The sequence below is a fragment of the Mesorhizobium amorphae CCNWGS0123 genome, from assembly GCF_001686985.1.
GTDB lineage: Bacteria > Pseudomonadota > Alphaproteobacteria > Rhizobiales > Rhizobiaceae > Mesorhizobium > Mesorhizobium amorphae.
The window spans coordinates 4,934,779-4,952,559 of record NZ_CP015318.1; the positions used below are offsets into that span (position 1 = coordinate 4,934,779).

Below are 17,781 nucleotides of genomic sequence, written 5' to 3' on the forward strand. Positions count from 1 at the left end.
GGATGCGTGCCGTCAGGCGCGCATCCTTTCGAAATTCGCATCGAACAGCGGCACAGGTTGCATGCGTGCGGCATGGCGCTTGCCCAGCAATTCGATCTCGAAACCGTCGCTCTCGTCGGCAATCTCCTTCGGCACATAGCCGATGGCGACGGACTTTTTCGAATGATGCGCGTAGCCTCCCGAGGTGACCCAGCCGCGCACAGCGCCGTCGAACCAGATCGGCTCGTCGCCGATGACATCGGCATCGTCGGCTTCGACGATGAAGGTTCGCAAACGCAGCCTGCCGCCTTGCTTGCGCTCGGCAAGCGCCGCTTGCTTGCCGATGAAATTGGCCTCCTTGCCGTAGGCGACGAAGCGATCGAGCCCGGCCTCCAGCGGTCCGTAGATCGGTCGGTATTCGCGCGCCCATGAGCCGTAATTCTTCTCCAGCCTGAGCGAATTGAGCGCACGCGAACCGAACAGGCCTATGCCGAATTCCTCGCCCGCCGCCATCAGCGCCTGGAACGCCGCCCGCTGGTATTCCGGCGCCACCCACATCTCGTAGCCGAGATCGCCCGTATAGCTGACACGGCCCACAAGGCACGGCGCCATGCCGATGTCCATCCTGGCAATCGCCATGAACGGAAAAGCGGTATTGGAGACATCCGCCCGCGTCACCTTTGCCAGCAAGTCCCGCGCCATCGGCCCGGCGACGGCCAGGCCTGTCAGCTTCGGCCCCAGCGCCTCGATGCGCACCGACCCATCTTCGGGCAGATGCGCCTCGAACCAGCGCATGTGGTACTGCTCGGCAATGCCGGAGCCGGCGACGAACCATTCACCCCTGTTGGAATTCGGGGCGCCAATGTTGGCGAGCGTGAAATCGCCGATCAGCCTGCCGTCATCTTTCAGCATCGGCGCCAGCGTCATGCGGCCGAGTTTCGGCAGCTTGCAGGCAAGCAGGCGGTCGAGCCAGCTGGCTGCCCCCTCGCCCGTGACCTTGTATTTGGCAAAGTTCGAAATCTCCGCCAGCCCGACGCTGCCACGAACCGACGCGACCTCGCGGGCAACGTGGGAAAAATCGCTCGAACGCCGCCACGAGAACTCATCCTTGACGCCCTCAGGCGCATACCAGAGCGGCACCTCCAGCCCATAGGAGACACCCCACTGCGCGCCTTTGGCTGACAAAAGGTCGTAGACCGGCGTCGTCTTCAGCGGCCGCCCGGCCGGCAATTCCTCATTGGGGAAGCGGATCGAGAAACGGCGCGAATAGTTCTGGCGCACCTTGGCATTGGTGTAGGCCATCGTCGCCCAGTCACCATAGCGCGAAACGTCCATCGCCCAGATGTCGGCGCCCGGATCGCCCTCGATCATCCAGTTCGACAGAGCGAGGCCGACGCCGCCGCCCTGCGAGAATCCCGCCATGACGCCGCAGGCGACCCAAAAACGCGGCAGGCCGCGCACAGGACCGACCAGCGGATTGCCGTCAGGCGCAAAGGTGAAGGGCCCGTTGATGATCTGCTTGATGCCGGTGTTCTGGAAGGCCGGGAAATGCCGGAAGCCGACTTCGAGCGACGGCGCGATGCGGTCGATGTCCGGCTCCAGCAATTCATGGCCGAAATTCCACGGCGTCTGGAATTCGGACCATGGCTTGTTGGCCTTTTCATAGGTGCCCATCAGCATGCCGCCGCGCTCCTGGCGCAGATACAGCTCGCCGTCGAAATCGACCGCGTGGATGATCTCGGCTCCTGTTTTCTGGTTCCAGGCGGCGACCTCCGGCATGTCCTCGGTGATCAGATACATGTGCTCCATCGCCAGCACCGGCAATTCGAGCCCAACCATGCGGCCGACCTCGCGCGCCCAGAGACCGCCGGCGTTGACGACATGCTCGGCCACCACCTCGCCCTTGTTGGTGATGACGCGCCACAGCCCATCGGGGCGGCGCACAATGTCTTCGACCTTGGTGAAGCGTTCCACTTCCGCCCCAAGCTTCCTCGCGGCCTTGGCATAGGCATGCGTGACGCCCGACGGATCGAGATGGCCGTCTTCCCTATTGCGCACCGCGCCGACGAACTGGCTGGGGTCAAGCAGCGGCATTAGTTCGGCCGCCTCTTTCGCCGAGATCTCCTCGAGGTCGATGCCGAGATAGCGGCCCTTGGCGACGACGCCGCGCAGCCAGTCGAGCCGCGCCTCGGTGGCCGCCAGCAGCACGCCACCGGTCAAATGCACGCCGGTCGCCTGCCCCGACAGTTCCTCGATCTCCTTGTAGAGCGAGATCGTGTACTTCTGCAGCTTGGCGACGTTGGGGTCGCCATTGATCGTGTGCATGCCGCCGGCCGCATGCCAGGTCGAGCCCGAGGTCAGCTCATCGCGCTCGAGAAGCACGACATCAGTCCAGCCATGGCGGGCGAGGTGGAACAGCACGGAACATCCGACGACGCCACCGCCAATGACCACGACCTTTGCATGCGATTTCATGGTTTTCTCGTCATTTCAGTGAGTTGGACGAATGAAGTGAATCAGGATTGGAAGATCGGACATCACGGTTCGCCCTGCCCGATCGCTTCCTTGCGCTTGGCCACATAGGTTTCCAGCGCCTCGCGCACCGCGACATCCATGACCGGCTCGACGTAATCTTCCAGCGCCTTCTTCCATAGGCGCGTCGCTCGCGCCGTGGCGTCGAGCCCGCCGGCCTCCTGCCAGGCCTCGTAATTTTGCCAGTTGGACAGCATCGGCTGGTAGAAAGCGGTGGCGTAGCGTTCCAGCGTGTGCGGCTCGCCGAAGAAATGGCCGCCGGTCGGCACCGCCCCCAGCGCCTCGACTGCCAATTCGGCCTCATCGACCACGATCGGGCGCAAAAACTCCATCATGTGCTGGATCATCTCGACATCGATGATGAGCTTCTCGAACGATGCCGTCAGCCCGCCCTCCTGCCAGCCGGCGGCGTGGTAGACGAGGTTGCCGTGGCCGAGCACCGCGCCCCACAAAGCCATCAGCGTCTCATAGGCGCCTTGCGCGTCGGCGGCATTGGAGGCCGAGCCCGGCGTGGTGCGGTAGGGCAGGTTGTAGCGCCTGGCCAGTTGCCCTGAGGCGATGTTGGCTTTGGTGTTCTCCGGCGTGCCGAAAGCCGGGGCGCCCGACTTCATGTCGACATTGGAGGTGAAGGCGCCATACATCACCGGCGCGCCCGGTCGCACAAGCTGCGTCAGCGCCACGCCGAAAAGCGCCTCCGCATTCTGCTGCGCCAATGCGCCGGCCAGCGTCACCGGGCTCATCGCTCCCATGAGCGTGAACGGCGTCACCGCCACCGACTGCCCGAACTCGGCCATGGTCATCAGCCCCTCGGCCATCATCTCGTCGAAGCGGCGCGGCGAGTTGACCGAGATGATGGTGGTGATGCCGGGATCGTCGCGCATTTGGTCCAGAGTCAAGCCCCGCGCAATCGCCATCATTTCGATGCCGTCCAGCGCCCTGCCCCGGCCGATCGCCGAGACATGGAAGCTTTTGTCGGTCAGTGTCAGATTGGTGAAGTAGGTGTCGAGGTGGCGGGCATTGGCCGGCAGTTCCACCGGCGCGCAGACCTGGTTGCCGAGCATGTGGATGCAGTTGAAATGCTGCGCCAGCCGGGTGAGATCAGAATAGTCGCGCAGATTGCCGGCGCGGCGGCCGCGCTCCATGTCGTGCACGTTGGGCGGTCCGGCGACCAGCGTGAAATTGATCGTGTTGCCACCGAGATGGATGGCCTGGGCCGGATTGCGTGGCGTCAGCGTATAGGTAGAACGCGTCGTCTTCAGCGCTTCGTCGACCATGCCGCGATCGATGCGGACATTCGCCGTCGCGTGATCGACCTTGGCCCCGGCCTCCTCGAACAGCGACAGCGCCCGCGGGCTCATCACCTCGATACCGAAATTTTCCAGGATGTGCATCGACGCCTGATGGATCGCCTCGATCTGGTCGGCCGAGAGCATGGCCATCGGCGGATAGGGATTGGTCACTCGTCTCAGCGGCAGTTGCGGGATGGCGGCCGGGCCCCTGTTGCTGGTTCGCTCGGCGCCGCGTTTGCGTCTTGGTTCGGTCATAGGCCCATCAAAGCGCCGGCGCGGCGATAGCGATGTCAGAAATCCGCCGTTTGCAGGCGAGATTTTAGCCAAGGCGGCATTTTCGAAATTGCATGGAGATAAAAGCGACAGAGCAGGTCGAAATATCGATACCGATCCAGATGGGCGCACGGGAGCCGCGGGCCGTTAAGAAACGCTGCAAGAATCCCTTTATGTTTTCCGCCTATTCGTCTGCCAATGCGTAGATCGAGTTTTAGTAAAATTTTAGCCGTTACCGTGCTGCTGGCGCTTTCCGCCTGCGCGACGCCGCCGAACCATATCAACGATGTCTGCGCCGTCTTCGACCAGAATGACGGCTGGTTCGACAACTGGCAGGCAGCGGCCGAGCGTGCCGAGCAGAAATACGGCATACCGGTTCCAGTGCTGATGGCGACGGTGCGCAAGGAATCCGGCTTCAAGAGCAATGCCAGGCCACCGCGCACCAAACTGCTTGGCTTCATCCCGTGGAAGCATGTCTCCTCGGCCACCGGATTCTCGCAGGCGCTCGACGGGACCTGGTCGCAATACCAGAGCGAGACCGGCAACTGGGCGGCGCGCCGGACCAAGTTTGCCGACGCCGTCGATTTCGTCGGCTGGTATCACTCAAAAACCGCCGACACGTTCGGCGTCGCGCGCAATGACACCTACAATCTCTATCTGGCCTACTATCTCGGCTGGACCGCCTATGGCCGCGGCAACCGTGGCGATGCCGGCGTTCAGGGCTATGCGCGGGCAACCGAAAAGATGGCCCGCGACTATGCCGTCCAGCTGCAGCAATGCGGGAGCTAGAGCGTTTCACCGTTTCGCGGAAACGGCGAACCGCTCTATCTCTTTGTTTTGACGCAATTCCCAAGGGGAAAAGCGCTCACACTTTTCCTGGAATTGCTCTAACACCTTCCCGGTTTAGTGCCGCCTTGTCGTATCTTTCGGCTTTTTGACACCGGTTTCGGAAGCCTCGTCGACTACTTTGTGGCGACGGGCTCGCATTCCAGCCTGACCCTGCTCCACGGCATCCCCGATCTGGTCGGCCTCCGCGCTGCCCGTTTTGCCTCGCGGCCGGTTGGGCGCTTTTCCGGTCGAACCCGGCCCGGTGCTGGGCGCATCCTCCGGCACGCCCTCATGCGCGGCGTGCTCCTTGTCGAACTTGATCACCGGCTCCATCGTCGAAAGCACGTCGTCCGACAGCCAGCACAGGCTCATATGGCCGTCGCCGAGGTTCTTCACCGGCGGCACCTTGGTCTCGCAGAGCTTGTCAGGCACCAGCTTCTTGTAGCCGCAGCGCGTCTGGAACGGGCACCCGCTCGGCGGGTTCATTGCCGACGGGATGTCGCCCTCGAGCACGATGTGCTTCTTGACCACGCTGGTGTCGGCAATCGGGATCGCCGAAAGGAGCGCCTCGGTATAGGGGTGATAGGGCGGCGCGAAGATCTGGTCGGTCGTGCCCTGCTCGACGATATAGCCGAGATACATGACGACGACGCGGTCGGCGATGTAGCGCACGACAGACAGGTCGTGGCTGATGAACAGCATCGTCGTCTTGTTCTTGCGCTGGATGTCCATCAAGAGTTCGGTCACCGCCGCCTGCACCGAGACGTCGAGGGCCGAGACCGGCTCGTCGGCCACCACCACCTTGGCGTCGCCGGCAAAGGCGCGCGCCACGCCGATACGCTGCTTCTGCCCGCCTGACAGCTGGCGCGGCTTGCGGGTCTCGAACGCTCGCGGCAGCTTCACCAGGTCGAGCAGTTCCAGCATCCGCTTGCGACGCTCGGCGACATTGGTGCCGACATTGAATTTTTCCAACGTACGGATGATCTGCGAGCCGACCGTGTGGCTGGGATTGAGCGTATCGAACGGATTCTGGAACACCATCTGGATCGACGACACGGTCTCGACACTGCGCTTCTCGATGCCCGTCGACTGGATTTCCTTGTTGCCGAGTGTCACGCTGCCGGAACTCGCAGTTTCCAGGCCGAGCAGCACCTTGGCCAGCGTCGACTTTCCGCAACCGGATTCACCGACGATCGCAACCGTCTCGGATTCGCGCGCCATGAAGGAGATCGTTTCGTTGGCCTTGACGACGCGGCCTTCGCTCGAACCGAACACCTCACTGCCGCCGACCTTGTAGTATTTCCTCAGATCCTCGATCTTGAGCACCGGCGCGCCGGGCACGACGCGCTCGTTGACCTTCTTGGCGCCCGGAGGCAGCGCTTCCCAGTCGATCTCGTTGAAGCGCACGCAGCGCGAAAAATGCCCTTCGTGACCCTCGACCTCGATCATCGGAATCTCGGCGGCGTTGCAGACGCCTTCGACGAAATGGTGGCAGCGCGGGCCGAAATTGCAGCCCTTGGGCCGCTCGTGCGGCAGCGGCAATTGCCCGGGGATCGAGATCAGCGGCCGCGAATTCTTGTCGGCACCGGGCAGCGGGATCGAGCGGAACAACCCCTGCGTATAGGGATGGCGCATCCGGTCGAACACGTCCTTGATCTTGCCGGTCTCGACCGCCTCGCCCGAATACATCACCGTGATGCGGTCGCAGGTCTCGAGGATCAGGCCGAGATTGTGCGACACGAAGATCATCGACGTGCCAAACTTCTCGCCGAGCCCCTTGACCAGGTCGACGATGCCGGCCTCAACCGTCACGTCGAGCGCCGTCGTCGGCTCGTCGAGCAGAAGCAGCGCCGGCTTCGACAGCAGCGCCATGGCGATGACGATGCGTTGCTGCTGGCCGCCGGAAAGCTGGTGCGGATAGGACCGCATCATGCGCTCGGGATCGGGCAGCCTGACCGAGCGCACCATGTCGAGCGCCCGGCTGTAAGCCTCTTCCTTCGACACCTTGTCGTGGATCAGCGGCACTTCCATCAATTGCTGGCCGACCTTCATCGCCGGATTGAGGCTCGCCATCGGCTCCTGGTAGATCATCGCGATCTTGTTGCCGCGGATGGCGCGCAGTTCCTCGTCGGACAGTTCGCCCATGTCCTTGCCCTGGAACTTGATCTTGCCGCCGACGATCTTTCCGATGTTGGAGAGGTCGCGCATGATGCCGAGCGACACGGTCGACTTGCCGCAACCGGATTCGCCGACGATGCCCATGGCTTCCCCCGGCATGACCGTGCAGGAGAAATCCATGACGGCCGGTATCTCGCCCTTGCGGGTGAAGAAGGAGATCGACAGGTTCTCGATCTCGATGATCGGCCCACCGGTCGGCTTGCCGGGATTTCGAACTGCCTCGTTCATGGGTCGCTCCAATCCTTGTTCTTCCAGTCAGGCCGGGCCGAAGACCCGTCCGTCAGTCTTTCATCGACTGTTCGCGCAGCGAGTCGGCCAACAGGTTGAGCCCCAGCACGAACGACATCAGCGCGATCGTCGGCGGCAAGGCCGGATGGATGAAGGACCGCAGCAGGCGGCTGGCGTCCTTGATCGCGGTGCCCCAGTCCGGGCTTTCCGGCGCCAGTCCGAGGCCGAAGTAACCCAGCGTGCCAAGCAGGATCGTGGTGTAGCCGATGCGCAGGCAGGCATCGACGATAAGCGGTCCGCGTGCATTGGGCAGGATCTCCCACAGCATGATGTACCAGGGTGATTCACCGCGCGTCTGCGCCGCCGCCACATAGTCGCGCGTCTTGATGTCCATGGTCAGGCCACGCACGATGCGGAACACGCCGGGGCTGGAGGCGAACACCACAGCCACGAAGATGTTGAGCTGGTTGGGATCGATATGGACGATCTTGAGCGGATCGGCATCGAAGACGAGGCCGGCATAGACCCAGCCACCGATGACGAGCGTCAATCCGAGCAGGATGTAGAGGCGGTCGGGCCGGTTCTTGTAGCGCGTCCAGAACAGCACGCTGAAGAAGATGATCGGGAACAGGAAGAACAGCCCGGCCATGGCATAGGGGATCGGCGTGTCCATGATGCCCGGCGTCACCAGCAGGTAGAACAGCAGGATGACCGGGAAGGCCAGCACCAGATTGGCGAGGAACGACAGCACAGTATCGATCTTGCCGCCATAGTAGCCGGCCGGCAGGCCGAGCGTGATGCCGACCATCAGCGCAAAGCCGGTCGCCGCCGGCGCGATGATCAGCACGATCTGGCTGCCAAAGACCATGCGGGAAAACACGTCGCGGGCCAGCTTGTCGCCGCCGAAATAGTAGACGAGCTTCGATACCGGTTCGATCCCGCCCGGCAGCGCGTCCTTCATGATCGGCACCTGGGCGAGCGGGTCGAAGGGCGCGACGGTCGAGGCGAAGATCGCCGTGAACAGCCAGAACAGGCAGATGCCGACGCCGACAACCCCGACGCCGGTATCGAACAGCTGACCGTAGAGGCCGAGCTTCTTCTTGTAGGCGAAGCTCGCGCCCATGACGATGGCAAGGGCGATCCAAACCGGCCAGAACCGCCCGATCACACCGAGGATGACATTGAAGGCGCTGATATATTCGACCTGCATCCGCCCGATCCCCTACTGCACTCTGATACGCGGATTGAGAAACGCGTAGCCGACATCTGAAATGAGCTGCGTGATCAGCACGATGAATACCGAGACCAGCGAACAGCCGAGCAAAAGGTCGATATCATTGTTGCCGGCGGCCTCGACCAGCGTGTAGCCGAAGCCCTGGTAGCGGAACATCACCTCGACGATGACGACGCCGGTGAGCAGCCAGGGAAACTGCAGCATGATGACGGTGAACGGCGCAATCAGCGCGTTGCGCAGCGCGTGCTTGACCACGACGCTGCCGAAGGAAAGGCCCTTCAGCCGTGCGGTGCGGATATATTGCTGCGTCATCACCTCGACCATCGAGGCGCGTGTCATGCGCGCGATATAGCCGATGCCGTAGATCGCCAGCGTCATCACCGGCAGCGTGAAATTGTAGAAGGTGATGCCTTGGCTGGCCGAGGCCGCCGAACCGTTCAGCCAGCCGAGCCAGGAGGCGAAGATGACGGTGAAGATGACGCCCGACACATATTCGGGCGTCGCCGTCGAGGCAATCGAAGCGACCGATAGCGTCCGGTCCGTTCGCGACCCCTCACGCATTCCGGCAAGGATGCCGATCAGCAGCGAGATCGGTATCATTACCAGCAGCACGCAGAGCATCAGGATGCCGGTGGCACTGAGTGCTGGGAACAGCTTCGACGCCACGGTGGTCTTGAACTTGGTTGAACAGCCGAAATCGCCCTGCAGGATACCGGAGTAAGTCGGCACAAGCGGATCGTTGCAGAAGGAAAACCGCTGGGCCGGCTTGCCCGTCGCGGCATCGGTCACCGGCTGCTTGGGCAACACGCCGAGCCACTGACCATAGCGGACGAAGAAATTCTGACGATAGCCGTGTCCCGCCAGCCAGCTCTCGAGCTGCTCGGCCGATGTATGCATTTCAGTTTGGCTGATCGCCAGCTTCTTCAAATTCGGATCGAGGTTGATCAGGAAGAAGACGATGATCGTCAGGCACAGCATCGTCAATGCCATGGTGCCCAAGCGCCTGAGAACGAAAGATAGCATGGCGGTCCCCTGCCGGTCTGGTTGGGGTTGTAGCCAGCTTCGAAACCAGCCCTACCGTTGCCGGCAGAGTTGGCTGTCAAACCGGCCCTCGGATGCGATCAACCCTGTTTTATTGCACGATCTTTCCCGAAGAGTCCGCAACTTTTTTGCTGCGCCGGCTTCCGGTTCTGGAACCATGCAACGAGTGATGGGGAAGGGGCAAACGCCCCCTCCCCGATCGGTCCGATCATGCCTGCTCGAGCCAGACCTTGCCGTAGTCGCGTTCGAAGGTCGGGTGCATCTTGTAGTTCTGCACCGCCTTGACCGAGTGGCTGTAGAGCTTGCGCCAGAAGGGCTGGATGATGATGCCGGAATCCTGCAGGATCTGCTCGATATCCTTCATCATGTCCTTGCGCTTTGCGGCGTCTGCAACGGCCATCGCAGCGTTGAGCTTGGCGTCCCAGTCGGGATTCGACCAGGCTGTCTCGTTCCAGGATTCGCCGGTGCGGTAACCCAGGGACAGAACCTGGACCCCCAGCGGCCGCATGTTCCAGGTGGTCATGGACAGCGGATACTTGGTCCAGTCGTTCCAGAACGTCGAGCCCGGCAGCACCGTACGCTTGACCTTGATGCCGGCGTCGCGCAATTGCGCGGCGATTGAATCGCCGGTATTCTTCTGCCAGTCCTCGTCGACCGTGATCAACTCGTGCTCGAAGTCGGCTTGGCCGGCTTCCGCCATCAGCGCTTTCGCCTTGGCGGGATCACGGGCGATTTTCGGCAGCTCGTAATATTCCGGATGAATCGGGCAGACATGGTGGTTCTCGGCGACGGTGCCGGCATTGCCGTAGCCGAGTTGAAGGACGACAGCATTGTCGACGCCGAGCTGCAGCGCCTGACGCACCTTCTGGTCGTCGTAAGGCTTGTTGGTGACGTTGGTGCGGCAGACGACGGTCCCGGCGGTAACCACTTCGGACTTCACCAGATCCAGACCGTCGAGGATTGACACGTAGTCGGCCGTGGTTTCGTAGTTGGCGTGCACTTCGCCCGCTTCGAAGGCGCTGACCATCGCCGCTGGATCGGTGCCGTAGTCGATGAACTCGACGCCGTCGAGAAAGACTTCGCCGTCCCACCACTTGTTGTCTTCGCGGCGCTTGTAGACCACCTTCTGGCCGACATCGTAGGAAACGAGTTCGAAAGGACCGGTACCGATCGGACAGGCTTTGAAGTCGCCGCCTTTTTCATCGAAGGTCTTGTGGACGATCAGGGCCGGATAGTCGCAGACATTGGGAATGATCGAAATGTCCGGCGAGCCAAGCTTCAGCTTGATGGTGTGATCGTCGACCTTGGTGACGGCGCTTTCATCGAGCTTGTCGTCCTTGACCAGCGTGCCGAGGCGGCCGGGCATCGAATTGCCTTCGGCTTTCTTGTCGGCCCAGCGCTTGAGGTTGAAGATGACGTCATCGGCGTTGAATGCATCGCCGTTCGACCAGGTCACGCCCTTGCGCACATGCAATGTGTATTCAGTGGCGTCGTCGTTGATCTCCCAGCTTTCGAGCAGATAGGGGCGGAACGTGTATTCGGTCGTGTACTTGACCAGCGGCTCGAGCGCCTGGCGCTCCGCATTGGCGATTTCGGACCAGTCGGCCTTGCGTGGATCCTTGGGGTCCTTGATCCACTGCGCGACCTTCAGGATGCCACCCTTCTTGCCCTGTACTTCTTCCGCCTTGGCCGGCGTCGGATCGGCGAGACCGAGCATGCCGTAGGCCATCGCCGTGGACGCGCCGAAGACGCTGGCCAAAGCGAGAAATTCGCGGCGATCCATCTTGCCTGCCTTGGCTTCTTCGGCCATTGCCAGGATATGATCCGGAACGCGGTCACCGTTGCTTTTGTAGATTGCCATGACTGACTCCCATTGTTGGCTTTCTGCCTTTTAACATTCCGCATCCGCGCCGTGATGTCAAAGACCGACACGGACTGGGAACATGTTAGCGAATGTGCAACTTTGGAAGGAGGGCAGTTCGCGTGATAGCGACAGTCTTGACGCAAAATTGCTACTGCCCGGAAGATTCCGTTCGAATCCCGGCGCCCGATTAAGATGAGACATTCAGGCGGGATAGGACAGCGCCAGCCGATCCGTGAGTTTGCGCCAGGACGAGACCTCCCGACGCCCGCGATCGTCGCCGATTTCAGTATTCGCGCTCGTAGAAGATGCCGCCCTTGGCTTCCCCCGCATCGTTGGCTTCGCCGCGCAATTTGACGCCGCGCCCGACATTGAGATCGATGGTCGCCTTGCCCGAACCCGGCTTGTCGCCCTTCTGGATCGTCACATAGGTGCGGTCGTTGAGGTATTTGCCGGCCGAAACGGCCGTACCGCCCTTCTCGTCCGTCGTGACGTCGAGGTCGTCGACGCCGATCGCGCTGCGCAGGTTTTCGAGCAGCGATGTCGAGCCGCCGACGCCAGCCAGTTGCCCGGCGGCCTCGGCGAGCTGGGCGATCTGCAGCGGCGACAGGTTCGACATCGAGCGCCCGAAGATGAGCTGCGCCAGCACCTCGTCCTCCGGCAGCGCCGGCACCGACGAGAAGGTGAATTTCGGATTGGTCGCCTCGCCCGAGACAACGATGGTGACGGTGGCGCTGCTTGTCGTCGAGGTAGCCGTCAGATTGAGATAAGGCACCAGCGAGCCGGAGAACCCGACCGTGCCTTCGGTGAAGGTCAGTCGCTTGGCGAGGATCGACAGCCGCCCGCGCTGCAGGGTGAAGGTGCCGACCGCATGCGGCGACGATGCGGGGCCAGTCAGCTTCAGCGAACCGCCAAGCTCGGCATCGACGCCCCTGCCCTGGATGAAGATCTGGTTCGGCGCGTTGATCGTGACGTCGAGGGCAAGCCCGCTGCCGCCACCACCGCCACTTGTGGTTGGCGGGCGCAGCGCCTTGTCCTGCGCCCGCACGGCGCCGGGCGCATTCTTGTGCTTGACGTCGAGTGCCGACAGCGACCCCGGCAGCTTCTCGGGGACAGTGATGACGGTCTTGGCCAGGTTGATGGTTCCAGAAATCACCGGCGCCGAGACGAGCGGCCCCTTGATGGTCAGGTCGCCGCCGAGATTGGCGGTCACCACCCGACCGTCGGTGTAGCGGCCGTCGATGAGCTTGACCGACAGGTCGGCCGGGAACCCCTGCGCCGGGTTGATGCCGACCGTGCCGCTGGCCGACAGGCTGCCGCGCGTCGACAGCGTGCCGGTCAGGCGATTGATCCGGGCAACACCGGCGCCGATCGAGACGTCGGCGGCGATGTCGTTGACGGCAAGGCCGGAGCGCGCATCGACCAGACGGGCGCCCGACGTGCTGACCGTGCCGCCGATCACTGGTGACGTCGCCGGGCCGCGCACTTGCACATTGACATTGGCGGTGCCGTTCAACGACAGGCCCTGCGCGGCAAGCTTGGCGGCAAGGAAGGAAAACGGCACCTTGCCGGAAAAGTCGAGCGCCAGGGCTGGCGCGCCCGCAATGGTCACCGTGCCGCCGCCCTTGAGGCCGAGACCCGCCCCATCGCTGATGTTGGCGTCAAAGGCGAGCTTCTTGCTGGCGAATGTCCCCGACGAGGAGATGTTCATGCCGCCAAGGCCGGCGCCGCGGGTCTGCGCGGTCTGCACCCCGGCGGCATCGATTTTGAACGCGATGCTTGGATTGGCGGGGGCGCCCGTCACCTTGACCGTGCCCGAAATGGAACCGGCGGCATCGAGACCGCGCGAGAAACTGTTGGCGAGCGAGATTGGCACCTTGGCCAGTGCGGCATTGATGTCGAGGGCCTGCCCGACCTTGCCGGTCACCGTCGCCGTGCCGCCTCCGAGGTTGAGCACCAGCCTGTCCAGCGTCGTCGTTCCATTGGCGATGCTCACGGTCGAGGCTTGCGCGATCGCCGCCTTTATCCCTTGCACCGTCGCCTGACCGGAGGCGAGCTCGATGGTCGTCGTGCCGTTGGCCACCTTGACCCGGCCGGCGGCCCTGGCCGGAATGTCCTTGACGGTGGCGCCGCCGGAAAAGCCGGTCCAGTCGCCGTCGCGCTTCAAGTCGACATCGATGCCGCGGATAATGGTGCCGCCCGAGGTGACGCTGTCGGCGCGGACCTTGCCGGAGATCACCGGCGCGGCAAGATAGTTGGCGATCAGTGCGTCGATGGAAACGGTTTTCGCCACCAGGTCGCCACGCGAAAGCGAACCGGTTGTCGCCTTGATGGCAACTTGCGGCGCGTTGCCGCTCTTCGAGAAGGCGATCGTGCCGCGCACATCGCCCTCGGCCTTTTCCAGCGCCAGCGCGGCCAGCGGCCCGATATCGGGCAGGTCGAGGGCGACCGTGCCTTCGGGCACGAAGGCCTGGTCGAGCGCAAGGTCGCCGGAGATCCGGTTCTTGCCCAACGACAGCAGCAGCCCGTTGATCGCGCTCCTGCCGTCCGTCGTCGCCAGCACCGCGCTGCCTTGCAGTGCCTGCCCGGCGACATTGCCGGTCAGTTGCACATTGGCCGCCGGATTGGCGGCGTCAGCCTTGCCGGTGGCGGTCAACTTCAGGCCGGTGATCTCGCGCTCCGCCACCGAAAGCCGGTCGCTATCGACCGTCAGCGACAGGTCCGGCGCCAGGCTCGCGCCTTGCGCATTCAGCGCGAAAGCGATGGCGCCCTTGGCGTCTTTCGACAGCAGCGAAATATCCGCCAACGCGCCCTTGATGTCGGCGCTGAGCTTGTTGTCGGCGAGGCTTGCCTGCCCATTTGCAGTCAGTGCACCCGACGCCAGCGTGACCGGGCTCGCACTGACATTGCCATGCGCATCGCGCTTCAGCGTCGCACTGAGTTGCGTCCGCTCCGCCAGCACGCCACGCGCCGCCGCCGGCAACGCCGCCGAAAGGGCGTCCGCCTTGACGTTGAGGTCGATGGCGCCGTCGGCCAGGGAAACCCGACCGTTGAAAGCGCTGTCGAGTGCTGCGCCCTGCACCGAGCCACTGTCGATGGTGATGGCATCGGCGGCAAGGCTGCCGGCGACTTTTGCGATGATCTTGCCGGCGATCAGCGGCGCGATGGTCGGGTCGTCCAGCCCTATCTTGTCCGCTGTCACCGAGCCCGAGATCGGTCCGGTACGGCTCTTGACGTCGAAGGCGTCGGAATGCAGCGCCAGCGCGATGCCTTCGACCTTGGCGTGGTTGGTGGCGACCGAGGGCAGCGCCGCGGAAATATCCAGCTTCGGCTTCATGCCTTGCCCCGCCGCCTTCACCGACAAGGCCTGCAGCTCGAGCTTGATCGGGCTTTCGGTGCTGCCGAGCGACAGCGGCAGGCTGGGGCCTGTCGAAACGAGGTCGAGCGCGAAATCGCTGGCGCCGTTCGGGTTGATCGTGCCGGCGGCCTTGCCGGAGATCCTTTGACCGGAGAGCGTCGCCTGCTCGAGAACGACGCCACCGGCTGTCGAAAAACTGCCGGCGGCATTGAGATCGAGCGGCCCGAGCCCCGCCTGGCGGGTCTGGCTGGTTTCGGCGCCAGCCAGCTTTGCATTGAAGCGAATGTCGGGGCTTGCCGGCGATCCCGTCACCTGCGCAGTCCCGTCGAGTGTCCCCACCGCGTCCAGGCCCGGCGAGAAATCATTGGCAAGCGTGGCCGGCAGCGCCGAGAAAATTGCCGCCAGGTTGAGCGTCTGACCTGCAGTACCGGAGAGCGTCACGGCGCCACCGCCGACATCGACCACCAGTCGCTCGATGGTGGTCACGCCATTGGCAATAGTGACACTCGACGACCCGGCGATGGCGGCCTTGATGCCGCGAACGGTCGCCTCGCCCGAGGCGACCTCGATGCTGGTCGTGCCGCCGGCGATCTTCGCCCGACCGGCCGCCTTGGCTGGAATGCCCGCAATCGTGGCGCCGCCGGTGAAATTGGTCCAGTCGCCGTCGCGCTTCAAGTCGACGCCTATGCCGCTGATGACAGTCGTTCCCGATGTCACACTGTCGGCCTTGATCGTACCGGAGATCGCCGGGCTCTTGAGATAGTTGGCGATCAGCGCATTGACGGTGATTGCCTTCGCCGCCATCTCGCCGCGCGAGATCGATGCACTTGCCGCATTGATGGTGACGGTCGGAGCTTCACCATCCTTGGCGAAGGCAATGGCTCCGCCGATATCACCGGCCACCGCCTGACCGGCAAGCGAAGCCAGCGGCGCGATATCGGGGGCAGCGAGCGTCAGCGTGCCGAGCGGCAGCAATTTGTCGTCGAGCACAAGGTCGCCCGAAACCTTGTTGTCACCCAGCGACAGGCTAAGCCCCTTGATCGAACGCTTGCCGTCGCTGGTCACCAGTGCCGCCTTGATGTCGAGCGGCTGGCCGTCGACCGACCCGGTCAGCGAAACATCCGCCGCGGGACTGGCGATATCGGCCTTCCCCGATGCGCTGAGCTTGATGTCCTTGACCGTGCGGCCCGACGCCGTCAGGCTCTCGCTGTCGGCCGAAACGGAAAAGTCCGGCGCTGAGCGCGCGCCGCTTGCCGTCAGCGCGAAATCGACGCCGCCAGCGAGAGGCACGCCGGCCAGCTGCGACAGCACCGAAACGTCGCCGAGCGTACCCTTGATGTCGGCCTGGATGTCACTGCCTTGCGCGCTGGCGGTGCCGCTGGCTTTGAGCGAACCGGAGGTCAGTTCGAGTGAATTGGCGGCGAACGAGCCTTGCGGGTCGCGGGTCGCGGTCGCCGAGAACGTCACGCGCTCGCCGAGCACGGAGCTGATCTGCGGCGGCAGCGCCGATGAAACCGCATCGGCGTTCATCTTCAGCTTCATCGCCAGGTCGGTCAGCGATAGAGTGGCCGTGAGCGAGGCATTGAGCGCATCGCTGCGCAGCGTTCCCTGGTCGAGCGAAATCTCGTCCTTGCTGATCTTGCCGGCGAGATCGGCCGCCACCTTGCCGGTCACCAGCGGCGTCAGCGTCGCGACATCGGTCTTCAGGCCGCCGGCCGAAAGCTTGATGCTGACCGGGCCGCTGCGGTTCTCAATGTCGAAACCGTCGGAATGGATCTGCGCCGCCAGATCGTTGAGCTGCGTGCCGCCTGCCGCCACCGAAACCAGCGACGCGCCGATATCGACCATCGGCGCCTTGCCGTCGCCAAAGGCGCGGGCGGACGCGTCTTTCACCGCCACAGTAACTGGCTGCGCCTTGGTGCCGACGTCGAGCACCACGGGCTCGCCTTTGGCGGCGATCTCCACCGAAAGGTCGCTCGCGCCCTTGGGATCGACAGTGCCCGCGGCAGTGCCATGCACGGCGTCGCTCTCGATCGTGGCGCGCTCGATGGCGACGCCGCCGGCCGGCGTCGCGGTGCCGGCAAGGTCAAAGCTGGTCTTGCCGGCAAACAGCGGCTTCAGCTTCTCCGGCAGGAAGCGCCCGAAATCGCCGTCACCCTTGGCCTCGACGTAGTTTCCTTTGTCGCTGAGCTGGTGGCGGCCGGTAAGTTGGGTGACGATCTGGCCGTCGACGACGAAGGTACCGATGCCGCTCCAGTTGGCCAGTGGCCCCGTCCCCGAGACAATGATGTCGACCGGTGGCGCGTCAGGCAGTTTGAGCAGATTGGCGATGATGCCGCCCGCCGGCTCGGATGCCTTGAGATCGAGGTCGAGCTTGTTGTCGGCGGGCGCGAAATGGACCTTGGCGTCGACATTGCCCTGTTTGCCGTCATGGCGGGTGACGTTGAGCACCGTTTCGACCGCCAGCGGCGAGGCATCGACCTTGGCCGATCCCTTGGCGGCAAGCTCGGCAATGCCACTCCCGGCCAGTTGCTCGCCAAGCGCAATCTCGGGCATATCGATCTGTTTTATGTCGATCGAAACCGGCAGCGTCGTTGCACCACTCTCCGCCGGCTGGGTGCTCGCAGCCGGCAAGCGGGCGAGTTCGATGCGCTCGGCACCGATGCGCTCGGCGTCAAAGCTCTTCGACAGAAGCGCAAGCGGCGACCAGTCGACGGCGACCTTGCGGGCCACCAGCCAGGCGCCGTTGCGGTCTTCCAGCACGACATGGTCGAGCCTGAGCGCACCCGACCAGATGCCGTCTATGCCGCTGACGGTGACCTTTCGGTCATCGCTCGATGCCAGATGCGAGATGATGCCGGCAAGGTTGTCGCGGCCGCGCTCGGTCTTGGTCAGCACGACCAGCGCGCCGACCGTCGCCGCCACCACGATGAGCAGCGTGTAAAGAACAATGCGGAAGATGCGCCAGAACGTCTTCATG

General features: G+C 63.6%; 8 protein-coding genes. 1 reads left to right on the top strand and 7 read right to left on the bottom strand.

Annotated features, from left to right (window positions below; translation table 11 throughout):
- Window positions 1-12: 12 nt before the first annotated feature.
- Window positions 13-2,454, bottom strand: coding sequence for a GcvT family protein (locus tag A6B35_RS23365; protein WP_065518262.1), 2,442 nt, complete (start codon window positions 2,452-2,454; stop codon window positions 13-15).
- A gap of 62 nt (window positions 2,455-2,516) precedes the next feature.
- Window positions 2,517-4,055, bottom strand: coding sequence for a trimethylamine methyltransferase family protein (locus A6B35_RS23370; RefSeq protein WP_006202831.1), 1,539 nt, complete (start codon window positions 4,053-4,055; stop codon window positions 2,517-2,519).
- A gap of 216 nt (window positions 4,056-4,271) precedes the next feature.
- Here A6B35_RS23370 and A6B35_RS23375 point away from each other — a divergent pair, with 216 nt between their 5' ends.
- Window positions 4,272-4,862, top strand: coding sequence for a transglycosylase SLT domain-containing protein (locus A6B35_RS23375; RefSeq protein ID WP_040582940.1), 591 nt, complete (start codon window positions 4,272-4,274; stop codon window positions 4,860-4,862).
- A 114-nt stretch (window positions 4,863-4,976) separates the two neighbouring features.
- On the opposite strand, the gene A6B35_RS23380 is transcribed toward A6B35_RS23375, so the two are convergent.
- From A6B35_RS23380 to A6B35_RS23400, 5 genes are all read right to left on the bottom strand, one after another.
- Entirely contained in the window at window positions 4,977-7,307 is a 2,331-nt protein-coding gene (locus tag A6B35_RS23380) for a dipeptide ABC transporter ATP-binding protein (RefSeq protein WP_006202829.1), read from the bottom strand.
- Between the two features lie 52 nt (window positions 7,308-7,359).
- The gene (locus A6B35_RS23385; protein ID WP_006202828.1) at window positions 7,360-8,517 is read right to left on the bottom strand and encodes an ABC transporter permease; all 1,158 of its coding nucleotides are present in this window, start codon (window positions 8,515-8,517) and stop codon (window positions 7,360-7,362) included.
- 12 nt (window positions 8,518-8,529) lie between these two features.
- Entirely contained in the window at window positions 8,530-9,564 is a 1,035-nt protein-coding gene (locus tag A6B35_RS23390) for an ABC transporter permease (protein ID WP_081482161.1), read from the bottom strand.
- Between the two features lie 226 nt (window positions 9,565-9,790).
- Window positions 9,791-11,443, bottom strand: coding sequence for an ABC transporter substrate-binding protein (locus A6B35_RS23395; RefSeq protein WP_006202826.1), 1,653 nt, complete (start codon window positions 11,441-11,443; stop codon window positions 9,791-9,793).
- 286 nt (window positions 11,444-11,729) lie between these two features.
- Window positions 11,730-17,780 (bottom strand): translocation/assembly module TamB domain-containing protein, encoded by a 6,051-nt coding sequence (locus A6B35_RS23400; protein ID WP_006202825.1) that lies wholly within the window; start codon window positions 17,778-17,780, stop codon window positions 11,730-11,732.
- Window position 17,781 lies beyond the last annotated feature (1 nt).